General features: G+C 72.6%; 14 protein-coding genes. 4 read left to right on the top strand and 10 right to left on the bottom strand.

The genetic code is table 11. The features are described from left to right. The first annotated feature begins 17 nt into the window (after positions 1-17). From AB0I71_RS05240 to AB0I71_RS05230, 3 genes are all read left to right on the top strand, one after another. On the top strand, positions 18-1,196 hold the full coding sequence (locus AB0I71_RS05240; protein ID WP_357581981.1) for a hypothetical protein: 1,179 nt from the start codon (positions 18-20) through the stop codon (positions 1,194-1,196). Between the two features lie 115 nt (positions 1,197-1,311). Further along, complete coding sequence (locus AB0I71_RS05235; protein WP_357581980.1) at positions 1,312-1,905, top strand: pyridoxamine 5'-phosphate oxidase family protein; 594 nt, start codon at positions 1,312-1,314, stop codon at positions 1,903-1,905. 326 nt (positions 1,906-2,231) lie between these two features. Continuing rightward, positions 2,232-2,573, top strand: a complete 342-nt coding sequence (locus AB0I71_RS05230; RefSeq protein WP_007460094.1) for an RNA polymerase-binding protein RbpA — start codon at positions 2,232-2,234, stop codon at positions 2,571-2,573. Between the two features lie 56 nt (positions 2,574-2,629). On the opposite strand, the gene AB0I71_RS05225 is transcribed toward AB0I71_RS05230, so the two are convergent. From AB0I71_RS05225 to AB0I71_RS05210, 4 genes are all read right to left on the bottom strand, one after another. Then, on the bottom strand, positions 2,630-3,187 hold the full coding sequence (locus tag AB0I71_RS05225; protein WP_357581979.1) for an FxsA family protein: 558 nt from the start codon (positions 3,185-3,187) through the stop codon (positions 2,630-2,632). A 165-nt stretch (positions 3,188-3,352) separates the two neighbouring features. Then, on the bottom strand, positions 3,353-4,132 hold the full coding sequence (locus tag AB0I71_RS05220; protein WP_357582019.1) for a polyprenol monophosphomannose synthase: 780 nt from the start codon (positions 4,130-4,132) through the stop codon (positions 3,353-3,355). 71 nt (positions 4,133-4,203) lie between these two features. Continuing rightward, positions 4,204-5,760 (bottom strand): apolipoprotein N-acyltransferase, encoded by a 1,557-nt coding sequence (lnt, locus tag AB0I71_RS05215; RefSeq protein ID WP_357582018.1) that lies wholly within the window; start codon positions 5,758-5,760, stop codon positions 4,204-4,206. Positions 5,761-5,913: 153 nt separating this feature from the next. After that, positions 5,914-7,494: an FAD-dependent oxidoreductase gene (locus AB0I71_RS05210; RefSeq protein ID WP_357581978.1), complete on the bottom strand. Its 1,581-nt coding sequence runs from the start codon at positions 7,492-7,494 to the stop codon at positions 5,914-5,916. Positions 7,495-7,566: 72 nt separating this feature from the next. On the opposite strand from AB0I71_RS05210, the gene AB0I71_RS05205 reads away from it, so the two are divergent. Beyond that, positions 7,567-8,154, top strand: a complete 588-nt coding sequence (locus tag AB0I71_RS05205; protein WP_357581977.1) for an XRE family transcriptional regulator — start codon at positions 7,567-7,569, stop codon at positions 8,152-8,154. Positions 8,155-8,620: 466 nt separating this feature from the next. Here AB0I71_RS05205 and AB0I71_RS05200 read toward each other — a convergent pair whose 3' ends face one another. The 6 genes from AB0I71_RS05200 to AB0I71_RS05175 are packed head-to-tail and all read right to left on the bottom strand — an operon-like array spanning position 8,621 to position 15,340. Continuing rightward, positions 8,621-9,952, bottom strand: a complete 1,332-nt coding sequence (locus AB0I71_RS05200) for a glutamate mutase L (RefSeq protein WP_357581976.1) — start codon at positions 9,950-9,952, stop codon at positions 8,621-8,623. Then, the gene (locus AB0I71_RS05195; RefSeq protein ID WP_357581975.1) at positions 9,949-10,341 is read right to left on the bottom strand and encodes a hotdog domain-containing protein; all 393 of its coding nucleotides are present in this window, start codon (positions 10,339-10,341) and stop codon (positions 9,949-9,951) included. Before AB0I71_RS05195 ends, AB0I71_RS05200 begins: the two co-directional genes overlap by 4 nt. Next, positions 10,338-11,093, bottom strand: coding sequence for an OAM dimerization domain-containing protein (locus AB0I71_RS05190; RefSeq protein WP_357581974.1), 756 nt, complete (start codon positions 11,091-11,093; stop codon positions 10,338-10,340). The genes AB0I71_RS05195 and AB0I71_RS05190 overlap by 4 nt, the downstream gene beginning before the upstream one ends. Next, positions 11,090-12,661, bottom strand: coding sequence for a lysine 5,6-aminomutase subunit alpha (locus AB0I71_RS05185; RefSeq protein ID WP_357581973.1), 1,572 nt, complete (start codon positions 12,659-12,661; stop codon positions 11,090-11,092). The genes AB0I71_RS05190 and AB0I71_RS05185 overlap by 4 nt, the downstream gene beginning before the upstream one ends. Beyond that, entirely contained in the window at positions 12,658-14,226 is a 1,569-nt protein-coding gene (locus AB0I71_RS05180; RefSeq protein ID WP_357581972.1) for an amidohydrolase family protein, read from the bottom strand. Before AB0I71_RS05180 ends, AB0I71_RS05185 begins: the two co-directional genes overlap by 4 nt. A 4-nt stretch (positions 14,227-14,230) precedes the next feature. After that, a complete protein-coding gene (locus AB0I71_RS05175) occupies positions 14,231-15,340 on the bottom strand; it encodes a zinc-binding alcohol dehydrogenase (RefSeq protein WP_357581971.1) in 1,110 nt (369 codons plus the stop codon). Between the last annotated feature and the right edge of the window lie 50 nt (positions 15,341-15,390).

The following is a 15,390-nucleotide window of genomic DNA, read 5'->3' as shown; positions in this document are numbered from 1 at the left end:
ACTAGACTGCCCGTTCGATGGACGCTCAGTCGACTTCCGCCGCCGACATCCGGCCCTGCGCCCACTGCGGGCGCGACGTTCCGCAGCGGGCCGGCGCGGGCCGTCCGTTCCGGTACTGCCGGGACAACGACGGTGCCTGCCAACGGGCCTCCCGTAACAGCCGGATGCGTCACCGCAACGCGCCGGGCCTGCCCGGGCAGGTGGCCCGGACCTGGGAGGCCGTGGACCGGCTCGACCAGATCGTGGCGACGCTGACCGAGGCGCTGCACGCCGAACTGTCCCCGGCCGGGGTGCAACGGCAGCTGTCGCAGTTGCGTGCGGAAACCGCCGGGGAGATCGCGGCGGCGCAGACCGAACGCGACGAGGCGTTGCGGGCCGCCGAGGACGCCGCGGCGCACGCCGAGCGGCAGCGCCGGCAGGCTCAGGCGGCGACCGTCGACCGGGACGCCGCCCGCGACGAGGCCGCCCGCGCCACCGAGCAGGCGGTCTCCGCCGCGCACCGGGCCCGGGACGCGGAGGCGGCGCGGGACGAGGCTCGTCGGGAGGCTGCGGCCGCGCAGGCGCTGCGGGCGCAGGCCGAGGCCGACCGGGACGCCGCCCGCAGCCAGGTGGCCTCGCTCCGCGCCGACCTGGCCACCGAACGCCGTCGCAGCGGTGACCTGCTCGAAGAACGCGACGCCGCCCGCGCCGAGGTCGAGCAGGCCGTGGGCGCCACCGCGACGGCGGTCGCCGCGGCCGACCGGCTGCGGGGCGAGTTGGATCAGGCGCGGGCCACCGCCGAGCGCGCCGACGCCGAGGCTGAGCGCGCCCGCGCGGAGCTCGAACAGGTCCGGGCCGAGGTCGAGCAGGCTCGCACGGTGGCCGAGCAGGCCCGGGCGGACGCGGTGGCGGCCCGCGCCGACGCCGAACGGGCGGAGCAGGCGCGGGCGCAGGCCGACGCCGACCGAGAACGGGCCCGGGCGCAGGCCCGGCAGGCCGGCGAGCAGCAGGCCGTGGTCACCGCCCGCGCCGACCGGCTGGGCGACGAGTTGGCCGGCCTCCGGGCGACGCTGCGCGCCGCTGAGAACCAGGTGACCGAGCTGACGGTACGCCTGCGCGCGGTCGAGGCCGACCGCGACGACGCCCGCGAGCGGGTGGCGCAGCTGGCCGCCAAGGTCGCCGACCTGGCCACCGCCCTCACCCGCCCCACCCGCTGACCTGCCCGGCGCACCCCGATCATGCAGTTGTGGCACCCGATGTGTCCGGATTGGACCATTACCAGGGGTGCCACAACTGCATGATCGGGGTGCGCGGGTGAGCAAGGATGGCGGTATGGGTAAGACGCATGAACGTATTGCGGGGCGGCTGCGGGACTTCATCGAGGCGCAGCCGATGTTCTTCACCGCGACCGCGCCGCTGGCCGGCGACGGCACGGTCAATCTGTCGCCGAAAGGTCTACGGGGGTGCCTGACGGTGCTCGACGAGCAGACCGTGGCCTATCTGGACTTCGCCGGCAGCAACGCCGAGACCATCGCCCATCTGCGGGAGAACGGCCGGATCACCCTGATGTGGTGCGCCTTCTCCGGGCCGCCGAACATCGTGCGGGTGCACGGCCGGGGCGAGCCGGTGTTCCGTGACGATCCCCGCTTTCCCGACCTGCTGGCGCGTTTCGCGGACATCGACACCACCCAGCACGGCCTCCGGGCGATCATCGTGGTGCACGCCCGGCTGATCCGCGACACCTGCGGCTACGCGGTGCCGCTGATGACCTACGACACCGACCGGGACCTGCACGCCCGCCGTTTCGCCCGGGAGGACGACGCCTCGCTGGACGCCTACTTCACCGGCAAGGACGACATCGCCACCAGCATCGACGGCCTGCCGGGGCTGCCGCTGCCGCTGCCACCGACACCGCGGACCGGCTGAGCGGGCTGCCCGGGGCGGGCCGCCTGGGTGGGCCGCGCTGGGTGGGCCGCGCTGGGCGGGTCGCGAACACCAACGGGTACCGGCCCGGCGCGTCAACCCGCTGTGGCGCCGCGTGACGGTCCGGGCCGGTTACCATTCCCGCTGGCGGCGACGGTCCGCCGAGACGACCCGGCCGGGACGACCCCCGCCGGGCGTACGTCATGGCCGGCTACCCTTGACTGCGCACCCGGGTCTACGGGGCGTCGAGGCGCGGGAGTGGGAATGGCCCGGCGGAGACGGACCGTTACACCGATAGGACCTGCACCACCGAAGAGGGGAAGTCGATCATGGGCGAGCGTATGCTGCGCGGTAGCCGGCTGGGCGCGGTCAGCTACGAATCCGACCGCAACACGGAGCTCGCGCCGCGGCAGACCCGCGAGTACCTGTGCGCCAAGGGTCACCAGTTCGAGGTGCCGTTCGCCGTCGACGCCGAGGTGCCGACCACCTGGGAGTGCAAGTTCGACGGCAGTGTGGCCCGACTTGTCGACGGCAACGAGCCGGAGCAGAAGAAGGCCAAGCCGCCGCGTACCCACTGGGACATGCTGCTGGAGCGGCGTTCGATCGCCGAACTGGAGGACATCCTCGCCGAGCGGCTGCAGGAGGTCCGCACCCGTCGCGGTCGCGCCTGACCGATACGTCAACGGTGCCCCCGGGACACATTCCCGGGGGCACCGTTGCGCGTACGCTAGCGCGGCTCCACGATCTCGCCCTCGATGGCTTCGCCCTCGACGGCCGCCGCCGGACGGGCCGGGGAGGCGGACGTCGGCGGCGTGGTCGCGGCCTGCGGCGGCGCAGTCTGCGCCGGTTGCTGCGCCCCGCCCCGGTACACCCGCACCCGACGGGGCCCGAACAGGTCACCGGCGGTCATCGACGACACCCGGCGCTCCGCGACCCGTTGCAGCCCACCACGGATCAACCGCCGCATCGGCGGCACCAGCAGCAGCAACCCCACCAGGCCGCTGACCAGGCCGGGGGTCGCCAGCAGCAGCGCGCCGAGCAGCCCCACCAGCCCGTCGGTCACCTGCCGGCCGGGCGGCCGGCGCGACTGCGCCGCCTCCCGGAAACCCCGCCACGCCCGCACGCCCTCCCGGCGCAGCAGCACCAGACCCAGCAGCGAGGCCGCGAACACCAGCAGCGTCGCCGCACCGAACCCCAGCGCCCGGCCCACCAGCACGAAGACGGCGATTTCCACGGCCACGGACACCAGCAGAGCCAACGGCACGAACCTCATTGCTCGGCGCATATCACCCCATCCGCCTCACGGCGCCTCGTCGTCTCGGCCCGCCCGGCGGCGCAGCCGTCCCGTCCGTCCAGCATGACACGCCGCCGCTCAGGGCGGGTTTGAGGAGGCTCGCCCGTAGCGAACCGTGTCCCAGGCGCAGTACGGCACGGCTCCTCGAACACACCCTCAGGGCCAGCGCGCCTGTCCGGCCGTGGCGCCGGACAGCCCACGCCGCACCGCCGTACGCCTGTCGCGTACCGCCCAGCCGGTGATGCGCCACAACGCCTCGACGACGATCAGCGGACTCATCTTGCTGGCGCCACGTTCCCGTTCGGCGAAGGTGATCGGCACCTCCACGATCCGCGCCCCGGCCCGGTGGGCCAGCCGGGACAGCTCCACCTGGAACGAGTACCCCTGCGAGCACACCGAGTCCAGGTCCAGGGCGTCCAGCACCCCGGACCGGTACACCCGGTAGCCGCCGGTGGCGTCAGCGACCGGCATACCCAACGCCAGCCGCGCGTACAGGTTGCCGCACCGCGACAACAGCAGCCGCCGCAGCGGCCAGTTGACCACCCGGGCACCCCGGGTCCACCGCGACCCGATCACCACGTCGGCGTCCCGGGCCGCCGCCAGCAACGCCGGCAGGTCCTCCGGGGCGTGGGAGCCGTCGGCGTCCATCTCCACCACCGCGTCGAAACCACGCCGCCGTGCCCACGCGAACCCCGCCAGGTACGCCGCACCGAGCCCCTGCTTGCCCTCCCGGTGCAGCACGTGCACCCGCTGGTCGGCCCGGGCGATGCCCTCGGCGATCACGCCCGTGCCGTCGGGACTGTTGTCGTCGGCGACGAGAATCTCCACCTGCGGCGCGGCCTCACGCACCCGCCGCACGATCGCTGTCACGTTGTCGGCCTCGTTGTAGGTGGGGATGACCACCAGCACCCGACCCACGCCGGGCACCCCGGTCATCACCGGACGGATGTCGGTTCCGCGTATCACCGCTGCCCCCTTCACCCCGGGTGGGCGGCCACCTGTGCGGATCAGCCGTCCCGCCGGCGCCGCAGCACCGCCGCGCCGGCCAGCGCGGCCACCGCCAGCCCGGCCAGCACCACCTCCGGCAGCACCCCGACCCGGGTGGCCAGCGTGCGTCCCTCGGTCAGTCGCAGCTGCCGAACCACGACCGCGCGGGTGTTGAACCCGGTGGCGTCGCTTACCCGCCCGTCCGGGGAGACGAACCCGGACACCCCGACCGTGGACGCCATCAACGCCGCACGGCCGTGCTCGACCGCCCGCAACCGCACCATGGCCAACTGCTGACGCGCCTCGGCCTCGTCGAAGGTGGCGTTGTTGGTCTGCACCACAAGCAGCTGCGCCCCACCGACGACGGTGTCGCGGACCAGCCCGTCGTAGGCCACCTCGAAGCAGATCACGTCCCCGAGCACCACCGGCCCGCTGTCGACCACCCCCGGCTCGGTGCCGGCCACGAAATCGGCCCGTACCCGGTCGACCTGGTCGCTGACCATCCGGGCGATCCGGCGCAGCGGCACGTACTCGGCGAACGGCACCGGATGACGCTTGATGTACAGCTGCTCCAGGTCAGGTCCGCTGCCCGGACGCCACAGCAGTCCCGCGTTGCGCACCTGCCCCCGCTCCGGGCCGAACAGCACCGCACCGACCAGGATCGGCACACCCACGGCGTCCGCGGCGGCGGAGATCCGCGCCCCCGCCGAGGCGTTGCGCAGCGGGTCGATGTCACTGGAGTTCTCCGGCCACACCACCAGATCCGGTCGGGGCCGGGTGCCGGCGGCGACCTCGCCGGCCAGCGCGATGGTGGCGTCGACGTGGTTGTCGAGCACGGCCTGCCGCTGGGCGTTGAAGTCCAACCCGAGCCGCGGCACGTTGCCCTGCACGATCGCCACTGTCACGCTCGCCGTGTCACGGGTCGTGGCCACCGGCACCAGCAGCCCACCGGCGAGCAGCAGCAGCACCGCCGCCAGGCAGCCCGCCGCGGGCGCCCACCATCGGGTACCGCCGGCGGCGCGGCGGGCCCGCACCGTCCACCAGACCCCGGCGACCAGCAGCCCACCGGCCAACGCCACCGCGAACGTCACGAGCGGTGCGCCACCCACCGCGGCCAGCCGCAGCAGCGGCGACGCGTCCTGACCGAACGCCAGCCGCCCCCACGGGAACCCGCCGAACGGCGTCCGGTCGCGCAGCGCCTCCTGTCCCACCCACAGCACACCGGTCAGCGCCGGCCACACCGCCGGAAACCGGTCGGCCAGCGGCGACACCCAGGCCGTGGCCACCCCCAGCACCGCCAGGTAGCCGGCCTGCAACAACGACAGCAGCACCCACGGCAGGTAGCCGGTGTGCAGGTTCGTCCAGGCCAGCAGCGGCGCGAACAGGGTCAGACCGGTCAGGAAACCCAGACCGGCGCCGGCCCGCAGCCGGCGCCGGTGGGTCGCGGCGGCCAGCAGGGCCACCCCGACCGGCGCCAGCGGCCACCAGCCGTACGGCGGGAAGGCCAGCAGCAGCGCCAGGCCGGCGGCCACCGCCATGGCGACGGCCACCGGCAGGCGCACGGGGCCCACCGGCACCCGGGCGGGTGGCGGCGGGGTGGACGCGGCGGCGCGGTCCACGGTCGTCACGGGCGGGTCGGACGCGATCACGCGCCGAAGGCTACCCGGCCGCCGTGACCGGGCGCCCGGCCGCCGGTCGCCGAGCGGCCCCAGGCGAGGTGCCCACGACCGTCACCGGCGGCGGGCCAGCAGGACGGCGTCGTGCACGACGATGTCGCGTCCGTCCGGGTCGGTCACCGTCCGGGGCCGGGCCTGCGCGGTCAGCACCTCGAAACGCGCCGGGTCCAGCTCCGCGGCGACCTGCTCGGCGGTGTACATCATCTCCGGGTAGTGCATCCGGCGGGCGCTGGTCCGCAGGTCCCGTGGGTGATGCCCGACGATCAGCAGCCGGCCGCCGGGGGCGACCGCGTCGGCCAGCCGGGCGAACACCTCCCGCCGAGGCTGCGGCGGCAGGTGCATGAACTGCGCCGACACCAGGTCGTACGCACCGGGTGCCGGTGACCACGTGAGCAGGTCGGCGTGGGTCCACTCGATCCGGGCGGCCAGCTCGGCGCCGGCAGCCTGCGCGTGGCCGGCGGCCCGGGTCAGCGCGACCGTGGAGATGTCCACCGCGGTGACCTGCCAGCCACGCTCGGCCAGCCACACCGCGTCGGCACCCTCACCGCTGCCCACGTCCAACGCCCGACCGGGAGCCAGCTCGGTCACCTCGGTGACCAGCTGCGGATTGGGTCGACCGCTCCACACCGCCGGCTTGGACCGGTAGCGTTCCTCCCACGCCGCCTCGGTGAACATGGTTTCCCGCTGCCGCCGGTGCTCGGCCACCGCGTCGCGGGTGTCCTCCTCCACCAGATCCATGTTGATCATCGCCCCGGCGGTGAGGCCGGCTCCGGCGGCCCGGATCACCTGACCGGTCACGTCGGTCACGTTGCCGGCCACCCACACCCCCGGCACGTCGGTGGCGCCGTTGGCGTCGGCCGGGATCCGCCTGCCGATGAGGTGCCCGGAATGCTCCACGTCGACCGGGGTCAACCCGAGCGACTCCAGCAGCGCCGAGCGGGCCGTCATCCGGGAGGCCACCACCACCGCGTCAAGTTCCACCAGTTCCCCGGAGTCCAGCCGCACCCCGGCCAGCCGGTCCCCGGCGGTCTCCACCCCGACGACCCGCCCGGGCACCACGGCGACGCCACGGGCCGCCAACTCTTCGGCCTCCTGCGGCTGCGGCGGCGCGCTGTCGTGCAGCAGCAGCCGCACATGCGGGCTCCACTGCCGCCACAGCTTCGCCGCGTGCACCGCCAGCGGCCCGGTGGCCAGCACCCCGATCACCTGTTCCCGGACCTCCCAGCCGTGGCAGTACGGGCAGTGCAGCACGTCGCGCCCCCACCGCTCGGTCAACCCGGGCACCTCGGGCAACTCGTCGACCAGCCCGGTGGTGACCAGCAACCGTCGGGCCCGCACCGCACGCCCACCGTCGACGGTGACCACGAAGCCACTGTCGTCACGGGTGACCGCGTCGACCCGCCCGGCCACGACCTGCCCGCCGTACGCGGTGACCTCCGCCCGGCCCACGGCCACCAGCTCCCCCGGCGGGGTGCCCTCCCGCCCCAGATAGTTGTGCACCCCACCAGCCGGGGCGTTACGCGGCTCCCCCGCGTCCACCACCAGCACACTGCGCCGCGCCCGGGCCAACGCCAGCGCCCCCGCCAACCCGGCGGCCCCGCCGCCGACCACCACCACGTCATACCTGTCGTCCATGTCCGCCCCCTCGTCGGTGATGCCTCACACCCTGCAACCAACACCGCCACATCGACAAGTAATCTTGCTGATATGGCAAACGAGGAGGCGGCGGTGCTGGCAGCGGTCGGACCCCGACTGCGAGCCCTACGCAAACAGCGCGGCACCACCCTCAACGAACTCGCCGACATCACCGGCATCTCGGTGAGCACCCTGTCCCGGCTCGAATCCGGACAGCGCCGCCCCACCCTGGAACTGCTGCTGCCACTGGCCCGCGCCCACCAGGTGCCCCTGGACGAACTGGTCGGCGCGCCCGCCGTCGGCGACCCCCGGGTACGCCCCCGCCCCATCGTCCGGCACGGCATGACATTCCTGCCGCTGACCCGCCGCCCCGGCGGCCTGCAGGCGTTCAAACAGATCCTGCCCCCACACACCCCCGCCGACCCGCAGCCACAGTCCCACGAAGGCTACGAATGGCTGTACGTGCTCTCCGGTCAGCTACGACTGCGCCTCGGCGAACACGACCTGCTCCTCGCGCCCGGCGAGGTCGCCGAGTTCGACACCCGGGTGCCGCACTGCGTCACCAACCCCGGCCCCGGCCCCACCGAGGTGCTCAACCTCTTCGGCCCGCAGGGCGAACGCCTGCACGTACGGGCCCGACCCGCCAGCGGCACCACCTGAAACCACCGCGCCACCCAACGAAGTCGGGGCGCGGCATACGCCGCGCCCCGATGCTCCCAGGCCCCTCCCGGCCGGTGCGGCGGAATGTGGCACGCCGACCTTCGGACCGACCGGACGATGACTGGCTGTCCTCGCCTGGCCGTTGTCTACTGGCCGTGCACCCCACCCTGCCCGTACACCGGTAACCGCGGCCGGTTCGCGCCGCCCCGCCGACCCCCGCCCGCTGGACCTGGCCGCCGCGACTGAACATGCACCGTGTCGCTCGGCCAGCGGACGAAGGGACGAAGCGAACAACAGCCGCTTCCCGTGGTAGGACTCAAAGACGGTACGTGGCCCACCCCCGCCCTTGTCAACCCACCCCCGACGAGTCGTCGCCGCATCCCCGGCGTGTCGTGGCGACCGCCACAGGTGGCGGCGCCCCGGGCCACCACCTGGGGCGGCCGCCGACAGCAGCCGTCCACCCTGGTCAACCCAACAGCGGCCGCAGCAGCGCCCGAGCCGCCACCGGATGCTCCTCGGCGAGCAACCCCGCCGCGGCCAGCACATAGTCGGTGTCCACCACCGGCCGGGCCGCCCGCGGCAACGCCCACCCACCAGCATGGTCGGACAACACCGCGTCCAGCACCCCGGCCGCCTCGTTGTCCGGGGCGTGCCGCAACACCCCACCGGAACCGATCAGCAACCGCACGTCCCGCAGGTCCCGGCCCGCCCGCTCACCGGTGCCCACCCCACGGGCGTGCCGCCGCAACGCCACAGTCGCCGCCAACACCGCGATCCGCGCGTCGACGGCCCGCCCGGCGGCATCGGCCGGCAGGAACCCGGGATCAGCGGCCCGCACCGCGGCATCAGCCGCCAACCCGTCACCCTCCCCCACCGCGAGCAGCCGCTCCTCGACAGCCGCCCGCACCACCCCGGGGGCGCTCCACCGCACACCCAGGTCACCCTCGACCGTCCGAGCCCGCCACAACTCACCGGCCACCTCCCGACCCGGCCCACTGGCCCGCTCGTCCGGAGTCAGCACCGAGTACACATCAGTGGTCGCGCCACCCACGTCGACCACCACCAGGTCACCACCGGCCACGTCGGCGAGCACCTCCACCCCCGACAGCACCGCGTCCGGCGTCGCCGCCCGCACCAGCCGAGTGAACCGGCCACCCCGCGACAACCCCTTGCCACCGATGACATGCCGCAGGAACACCTGCCGGATCGCCGCCCGCGCCGACACCGGCGCCAACACCCCGATGCGCGGCAGCACGTTGTCGGCCACCGTCACCGGCACCCCCGCCCCGACCAACAGCCCGCGCAGGTCGTCCCGGACGTCGACGTTCCCCGCCAACACCACAGGCACCCGCCAGCGGGCCCGCGCCAGCCGCGTCGCATTGTGCGTCAACGTCTCGGCGTCCCCGCCGTCGGTGCCACCCACCAGCAGCACCACGTCCGGGCGGGCCGCCCGCAACGCCGTCAACTCCGCCCGACCCAGCCGCCCGGCCGCCACGTGCACCACGTCCGCCCCCGCCGACAGGCCCACCCGCCGACCCGCCTGCGCGGTCACCAACGGCTCATAGCCGATCACCGCCAGCCGCAACCCACCACCGGCCGACGAACACACGAACCACGGCACCTCACCCGAGCCGAGCCCGGCGCCCGCCGCACCCACCGCCGCGTCCAGCCCGTGCAGCACATCCGAACCCACAGTGGTGGGCACCGCCGCCACCGACACCAACCCACCACCGGCCAGGTCGACCACCGCGACCTTCGTGTACGTCGAACCGACGTCGGCGCAGACCGCGACGTTCACGCCGCAGCGGGCACGACCACCGTGCCGGTCGCCGTCACCGCCACCAACGGCTCCGCCAACACCTCCGCCGCCGACGCACCCCGATCCGGCCGACCCCGACACACCACCCGGGCCTCGAAGTCGATGGTGCGACTACGGGAACCCACCCGGGTCACCGTCGCCACCACCTCCAGCACGTCACCGGCCCGCATCGGCGCCTTGAACTGCACATCCGAATACGAGGCGAACAGCCCCTCGTCACCGTCGGTCCGGATACACACCTCGGTGGCCACATCCCCGAACAGACCCAACGCGTACGCCCCGTCGACGAGATCACCCGCGTAGTGCGCATGCGCGTACGGCACATACCGCCGATGCGTCACCGTCACACCCAACCGCCGGTCAGTCATGCCACACTCGCCTTCCTACCCGTGATCAACGCGTGGACCAGGTAGGACGCCACCTCACCCGGGGTCGTACCCCGACCGAAGATCCGATCCACCCCCAACTCCACGGCCTGCGACTCGTCGAACCGCGGCCCACCCACGATCAACAACGGTCGTCGACCCGCCGGCATCGCCTCCCGGAACGCCGCCGACATCTCCCGCGTGTTGTGCAGATGCGCGTCCCGCTGCGTCACCACCTGCGACACCAGCACCGCATCGGCCCGCGCCACCCGCGCCGCCTCCACCAACTCCGGCACACTGACCTGCGCACCCAGGTTCGTCACCGACAACTCCCGGTAGTACTCCAGGCCCTTCTCCCCCGCGATGCCCTTCACATTGAGGATCGCGTCGATGCCCACCGTGTGCGCGTCCGTGCCGATACACGCCCCCACCACCGACAACTTCCGCCGCAACCGCCGCTTGACGACCGCGTTGACCTCCTTGGCACTGAGCAACGGAAAGTCCCGCTCCACCACCCGCACCGCCGACAGGTCAACCAGATGGTTCACCCGCCCGTACACCACGAAAAACGTGAACCCGTCACCGATCGGCTTCGCGTGCACCAACAAAGCCGGGTCCATACCCATCTTGTTCGCCAACTGCACCGCCGCACCCTCGGCCCGCTTGTCATGCGGCACCGGCAACGTGAACGACACCTGCACCATGCCGTCACCAGTGGTGTCCCCGTACGGCCGCACGACACTGCCGCCCGTCATGCCGGCTGCTCCAGAATCTCCGTCGCCGGGTTGTAGTAATCCACCTCGTGCCGCGCCACCCCGTCCAGACCCTTACCCCGATCCGCCGGTCGCTTCATGATCCCGAACGTGCCCTCGGCGATCGCCGTCAACAACGACTGATCCCCGATCCGCTCCAACAGATCCACCGCCTCACCCAGCACCCGGTTCGCCCGCTGCTGAATGAACCCACCCGGCGCCGGCACGAAATCCTCAGCCAACCCGCCCGCCGCACCCAACACGTACCGCACGTTCTGCAACGCGATGTCCCGGTCCGACAACCACGGCGTCACCACCGCCTCCGTCATCATCCCCACCAGCAGAATCCCCTGCCCGGTCAGCGCACCAACCAGATTGAAGAAACCATCAAGCAGATTCCCCCGGAACACATCCCCGGTCATGTGCTTCGTCGGCGGCATCCACTTCAACGGCGCATCCGGAAACAACTCCCGCGCCAACAACGCGTGCGCCAACTCCAACCGCAGCGACTCCGGCACCTCAGGGTTGATCTCGAAGGCGTGCCCCAACCCCAACTGCCAGTCCGCCAACCCCGCCTCATGCGCGAAATACTCGTTGAGCAACTGCGACACCGTCACCGTGTGCGCTTCATCCACCGCATCCGCAGTGGTCAGGTAATTGTCCTCACCGGTGTTGATGATGATCCCCGCCCGCGCGTGCACCTGCCGCGAGAACCGCTGATCCACGAACGTCCGCACCGGATTGATGTCCCGGAACAGAATCCCGTACATCGAATCGTTGAGCATCATGTCCAGCCGCTCAAGACCGGCAAGCGCCGCCATCTCCGGCATGCACAACCCCGACGCGTAGTTCGTCAGCCGCACATACCGACCCAGCTCCTTCGACGACACGTCCAACGCCGCCCGCATCAACCGGAAGTTCTCCTGCGTCGCGTACGTGCCGGCGAACCCCTCCCGCGTCGCACCCTCCGGCACATAGTCCAACAGCGACTGCCCCGTCGACCGGATCACCGCGATCACATCAGCACCAGCCCGCGCCGCCGCCTGCGCCTGCGGAATGTCCTCGTAGATGTCCCCCGTCGCCACGATCAGGTAGATCCACGGCCGCTGCTTCGGATCCCCGAACCGTTTCACCAGCCGGTCCCGCTCAGCCCGCCGCCGATCGATGCGCCGGATCCCGGCACCGACCGCCCGCCGCGCCGCCCGCCGCGCCGCCCGCCGCGCCACCGTCGCCGCCCGACCCGACGGCACCTGGAACCGCACCGACCCCGCCGCCGCCTTCTGCGCCAGCAACGTCACATCGGTGCTCTGCTCCCGCACCAGGGCGTCGAACACCGGCAGCGCCACCCCGTGACCCAACCCGACATCCGCCACCACCGCCTCCACCAGACGGTTCACCCACGGAATACCGTCCGGATCGGCACCGGACACCCCGGCCAGCCGCAGCACCGCCCGCTCCACCGACACCGTGGTGTGACCACGCGCCAACTCCACCACCGGCCGCCCGGCCCGCCGCGCCAACTCCCGCGCCCGCGCCACCAGCACCGGATCCAGGTCAAGCTTCCCAGTCACGCGGACCCTTCCTCATAGATCACCTCGCCGCGCAACACCGTGCGCCGACACACCGGCAACGGCGTCGGATCATCCGCACCACGCGCCTCCGGATCCTCCGCCTGCAACACCGGCAACCCCCGCTCCACCCCGGCCGGCGTGGACCACACCGCGAACGTCGCCGGCGCACCCAACGCCAGCACCCCCTCGCTGTCCAGATGCACCGCCCGCCAGCCACCCCGGGTGTGCGCCGCGAACGCAGCCCGCACACTCATCCGCTGCACCGGGTTGTGATGCGCCACCGCAGCCCGCACCGAACCCCACGGATCCAACGGCGTCACCGGCGAATCCGAACCGAACGCCAACGCCACCCCGACCCCGTGCATCGCACCCATCGGATTCGACGCCAACGACCGCGCCAACCCCAACCGCGTCTCGTACATCCGGCCCGCGCCACCCCACAACCGGTCGAACGCCGGCTGCATCGACGCCACCACCCCGTACTCCACGAACCCGGCGATCAGCCGCCGATCCACGATCTCCGCGTGCTCCACCCGGTGCCGCGCCGCCCGCAACCGATCCGTACCAACCCGCCGCGCCGCCGCCGCGAACCCCTCAAGCACCGTCGACACCGCCGCGTCACCGATCGCGTGGAACCCGCCCTGCATCCCGTGCGCCGCACAATCCAACAAATGATCACGAACCTGGTCCGCGCTCAGATAACCGTGACCACACCCGTCACCATCGGCGTACGGCTGCGACAGGTGCGCCGTACGCGAACCCAACGCACCATCAGCGAACAGATCACCACCGGCACCGACCGCACCCAACTCCCGCGCCCGAGCCGCACCACCCAACTCACCCCAGTACCCGTACACCTCCGGCACCCCCGCACCGGAGATCGCCAACAGCCCGGTGAAATCCTCCTCGTCGGAAATTTCCGGCCCGCCACACTCGTGCACCGCAGCGATCCCCACCGACGCCGCATACCCCAACGCCACCCGCTGCGCAGCCACCCGCTGCGCCCGCGTCACCGACGCCCGCGCCACCGCCCGCACCACATGGTGCGCGTCACGACGCAGCCAACCCGACTCGTCGTACCCCGGCGCGGCCGCCGCCTCCGGACACGCCGCCAGCAACGCCGACGACACCAACGCCGAATGGATCGACGCCTGCGACAGATACACCCGCCGGCCGTCCGCCGCCCGCCCCAGCTGCCCGGCCGACGGCGGCTGCGCCACCGGCCACGTCGACTCGTCCCACCCGTGCCCCAGCACCGCCGCGTCCGCCGGCAGACCCGCCGCGTACGCCGACACCGCGTCCAACAGCTCACCAGCCGACCGCACCCCGGACAGATCCAGCCCGGACAACACCAACCCCGTGTCGCTGACATGCACATGCGCGTCCACGAAAGCCGGCGTCACCAACGCACCGTCCAGCTCCACCACCCGGTCGGCCGACGGAGCGTCAGCATCCGAACCCAGCCACACGATCCGCCCGTCACGGACCAGCAACGCGGTCGCGGACGGATCCGCCGGGCAGTGCAGCACACCGGCGCGGTACAACGTCGAGGGGTTGTTCGTCATGGCCTCAGTCTGCCGCCAGCCGCGCCTCGAACAGCTCACGCACCCCCGGCTCACCCCGCAGCAGACCCAACGCCAGCTCCGCGTGCCCCGGCACGTACCCGTTGCCGACCAGCATCGTCACGTCCGCAGCCAGACCCTCCGCGCCCAGCGCGGCCGCCGCGAAGCTCGTCGCCATCGAGAAAAAGATCACCGTGCCGCCGTCCGCCGTCGCCAGCACCGCACCGTGCTCACAGCCCGGCACATCCACGCACACCACCGTCACGTCCGCCGGCATCCCCAGGGCCGACGTCACCGCCGTCGACAACGCCACCGGATCACGGGCATCGGCCAACGCCACCGCGTCGGCCAGCCCGACCGCCACCAGCGCGTCGCGCTCCGCGACCACCGGCACCACGCCGACCGTACGGCCCGCGCCCGCCCGCCGCGCCGCCGCCAGCGACAACGAACCGCTCTTACCCGCGCCGCCGACCACCGCCACCGCGACCGGCCGGGCGTCCCCCTCAGCCGCCCGCTCCGCCACGTACCGGGACACCACCCGGGACGTCAACGCCGGCGCACCGCACACGTCCAGCACCGCCAGGGACAGCTGCGGGTCCAGGTCCGCCGGCAGCACCGCCGCCACCGACCGGGCGAACAGAATCGCCCACCCCTCACACGGCACCTGCTCGCTCCGGCCGTCCCAGCCGGCCAACCCGTCGGTCACCACCAGCGGGGTCAACGTCAACGACACGAGCGTGGCCACCCGCTCGCCCGCCTTGAGCCCCAGCGGCGAACGCCGACCGGCCTCCTCGACCGTGCCGATCAACATGCCGCCCGACCCCGTCACCGGGTTCTGCATCTTTCCCCGGGCGGAGATGATGTCGAGCACCTCGGCTCGGATCGCGTCGCCGTCCCCGTCGTGCTTGACCGACAGCTGCCGGAAACTCGCGGCGTCCAGGTTGAGCCGCTCCACGCGGATCCGCACCTCGTTCGGCGCTATCTCGGGACGTGTGTCGAGCCGCCAGGCGGCCTGTGGCAACACCCCCGCAGGTTCCACGACGCGGTGCAGACCCACCGGTGACGTCACGCCCACCTCCCCTGTCCGACCGCCTGAAGCCTCGTCTTGGACTCGCATAGCGGGAAAACTTACGGCAGAATAATTTCTCTGCCGAAATTTTTCCAGTA

Source organism: Micromonospora sp. NPDC049891 (assembly GCF_040660295.1).
GTDB lineage: Bacteria > Actinomycetota > Actinomycetes > Mycobacteriales > Micromonosporaceae > Micromonospora.
Note: the sequence above shows the minus strand (reverse complement) of the source record. Positions and strands in the feature narration are given on the sequence as shown.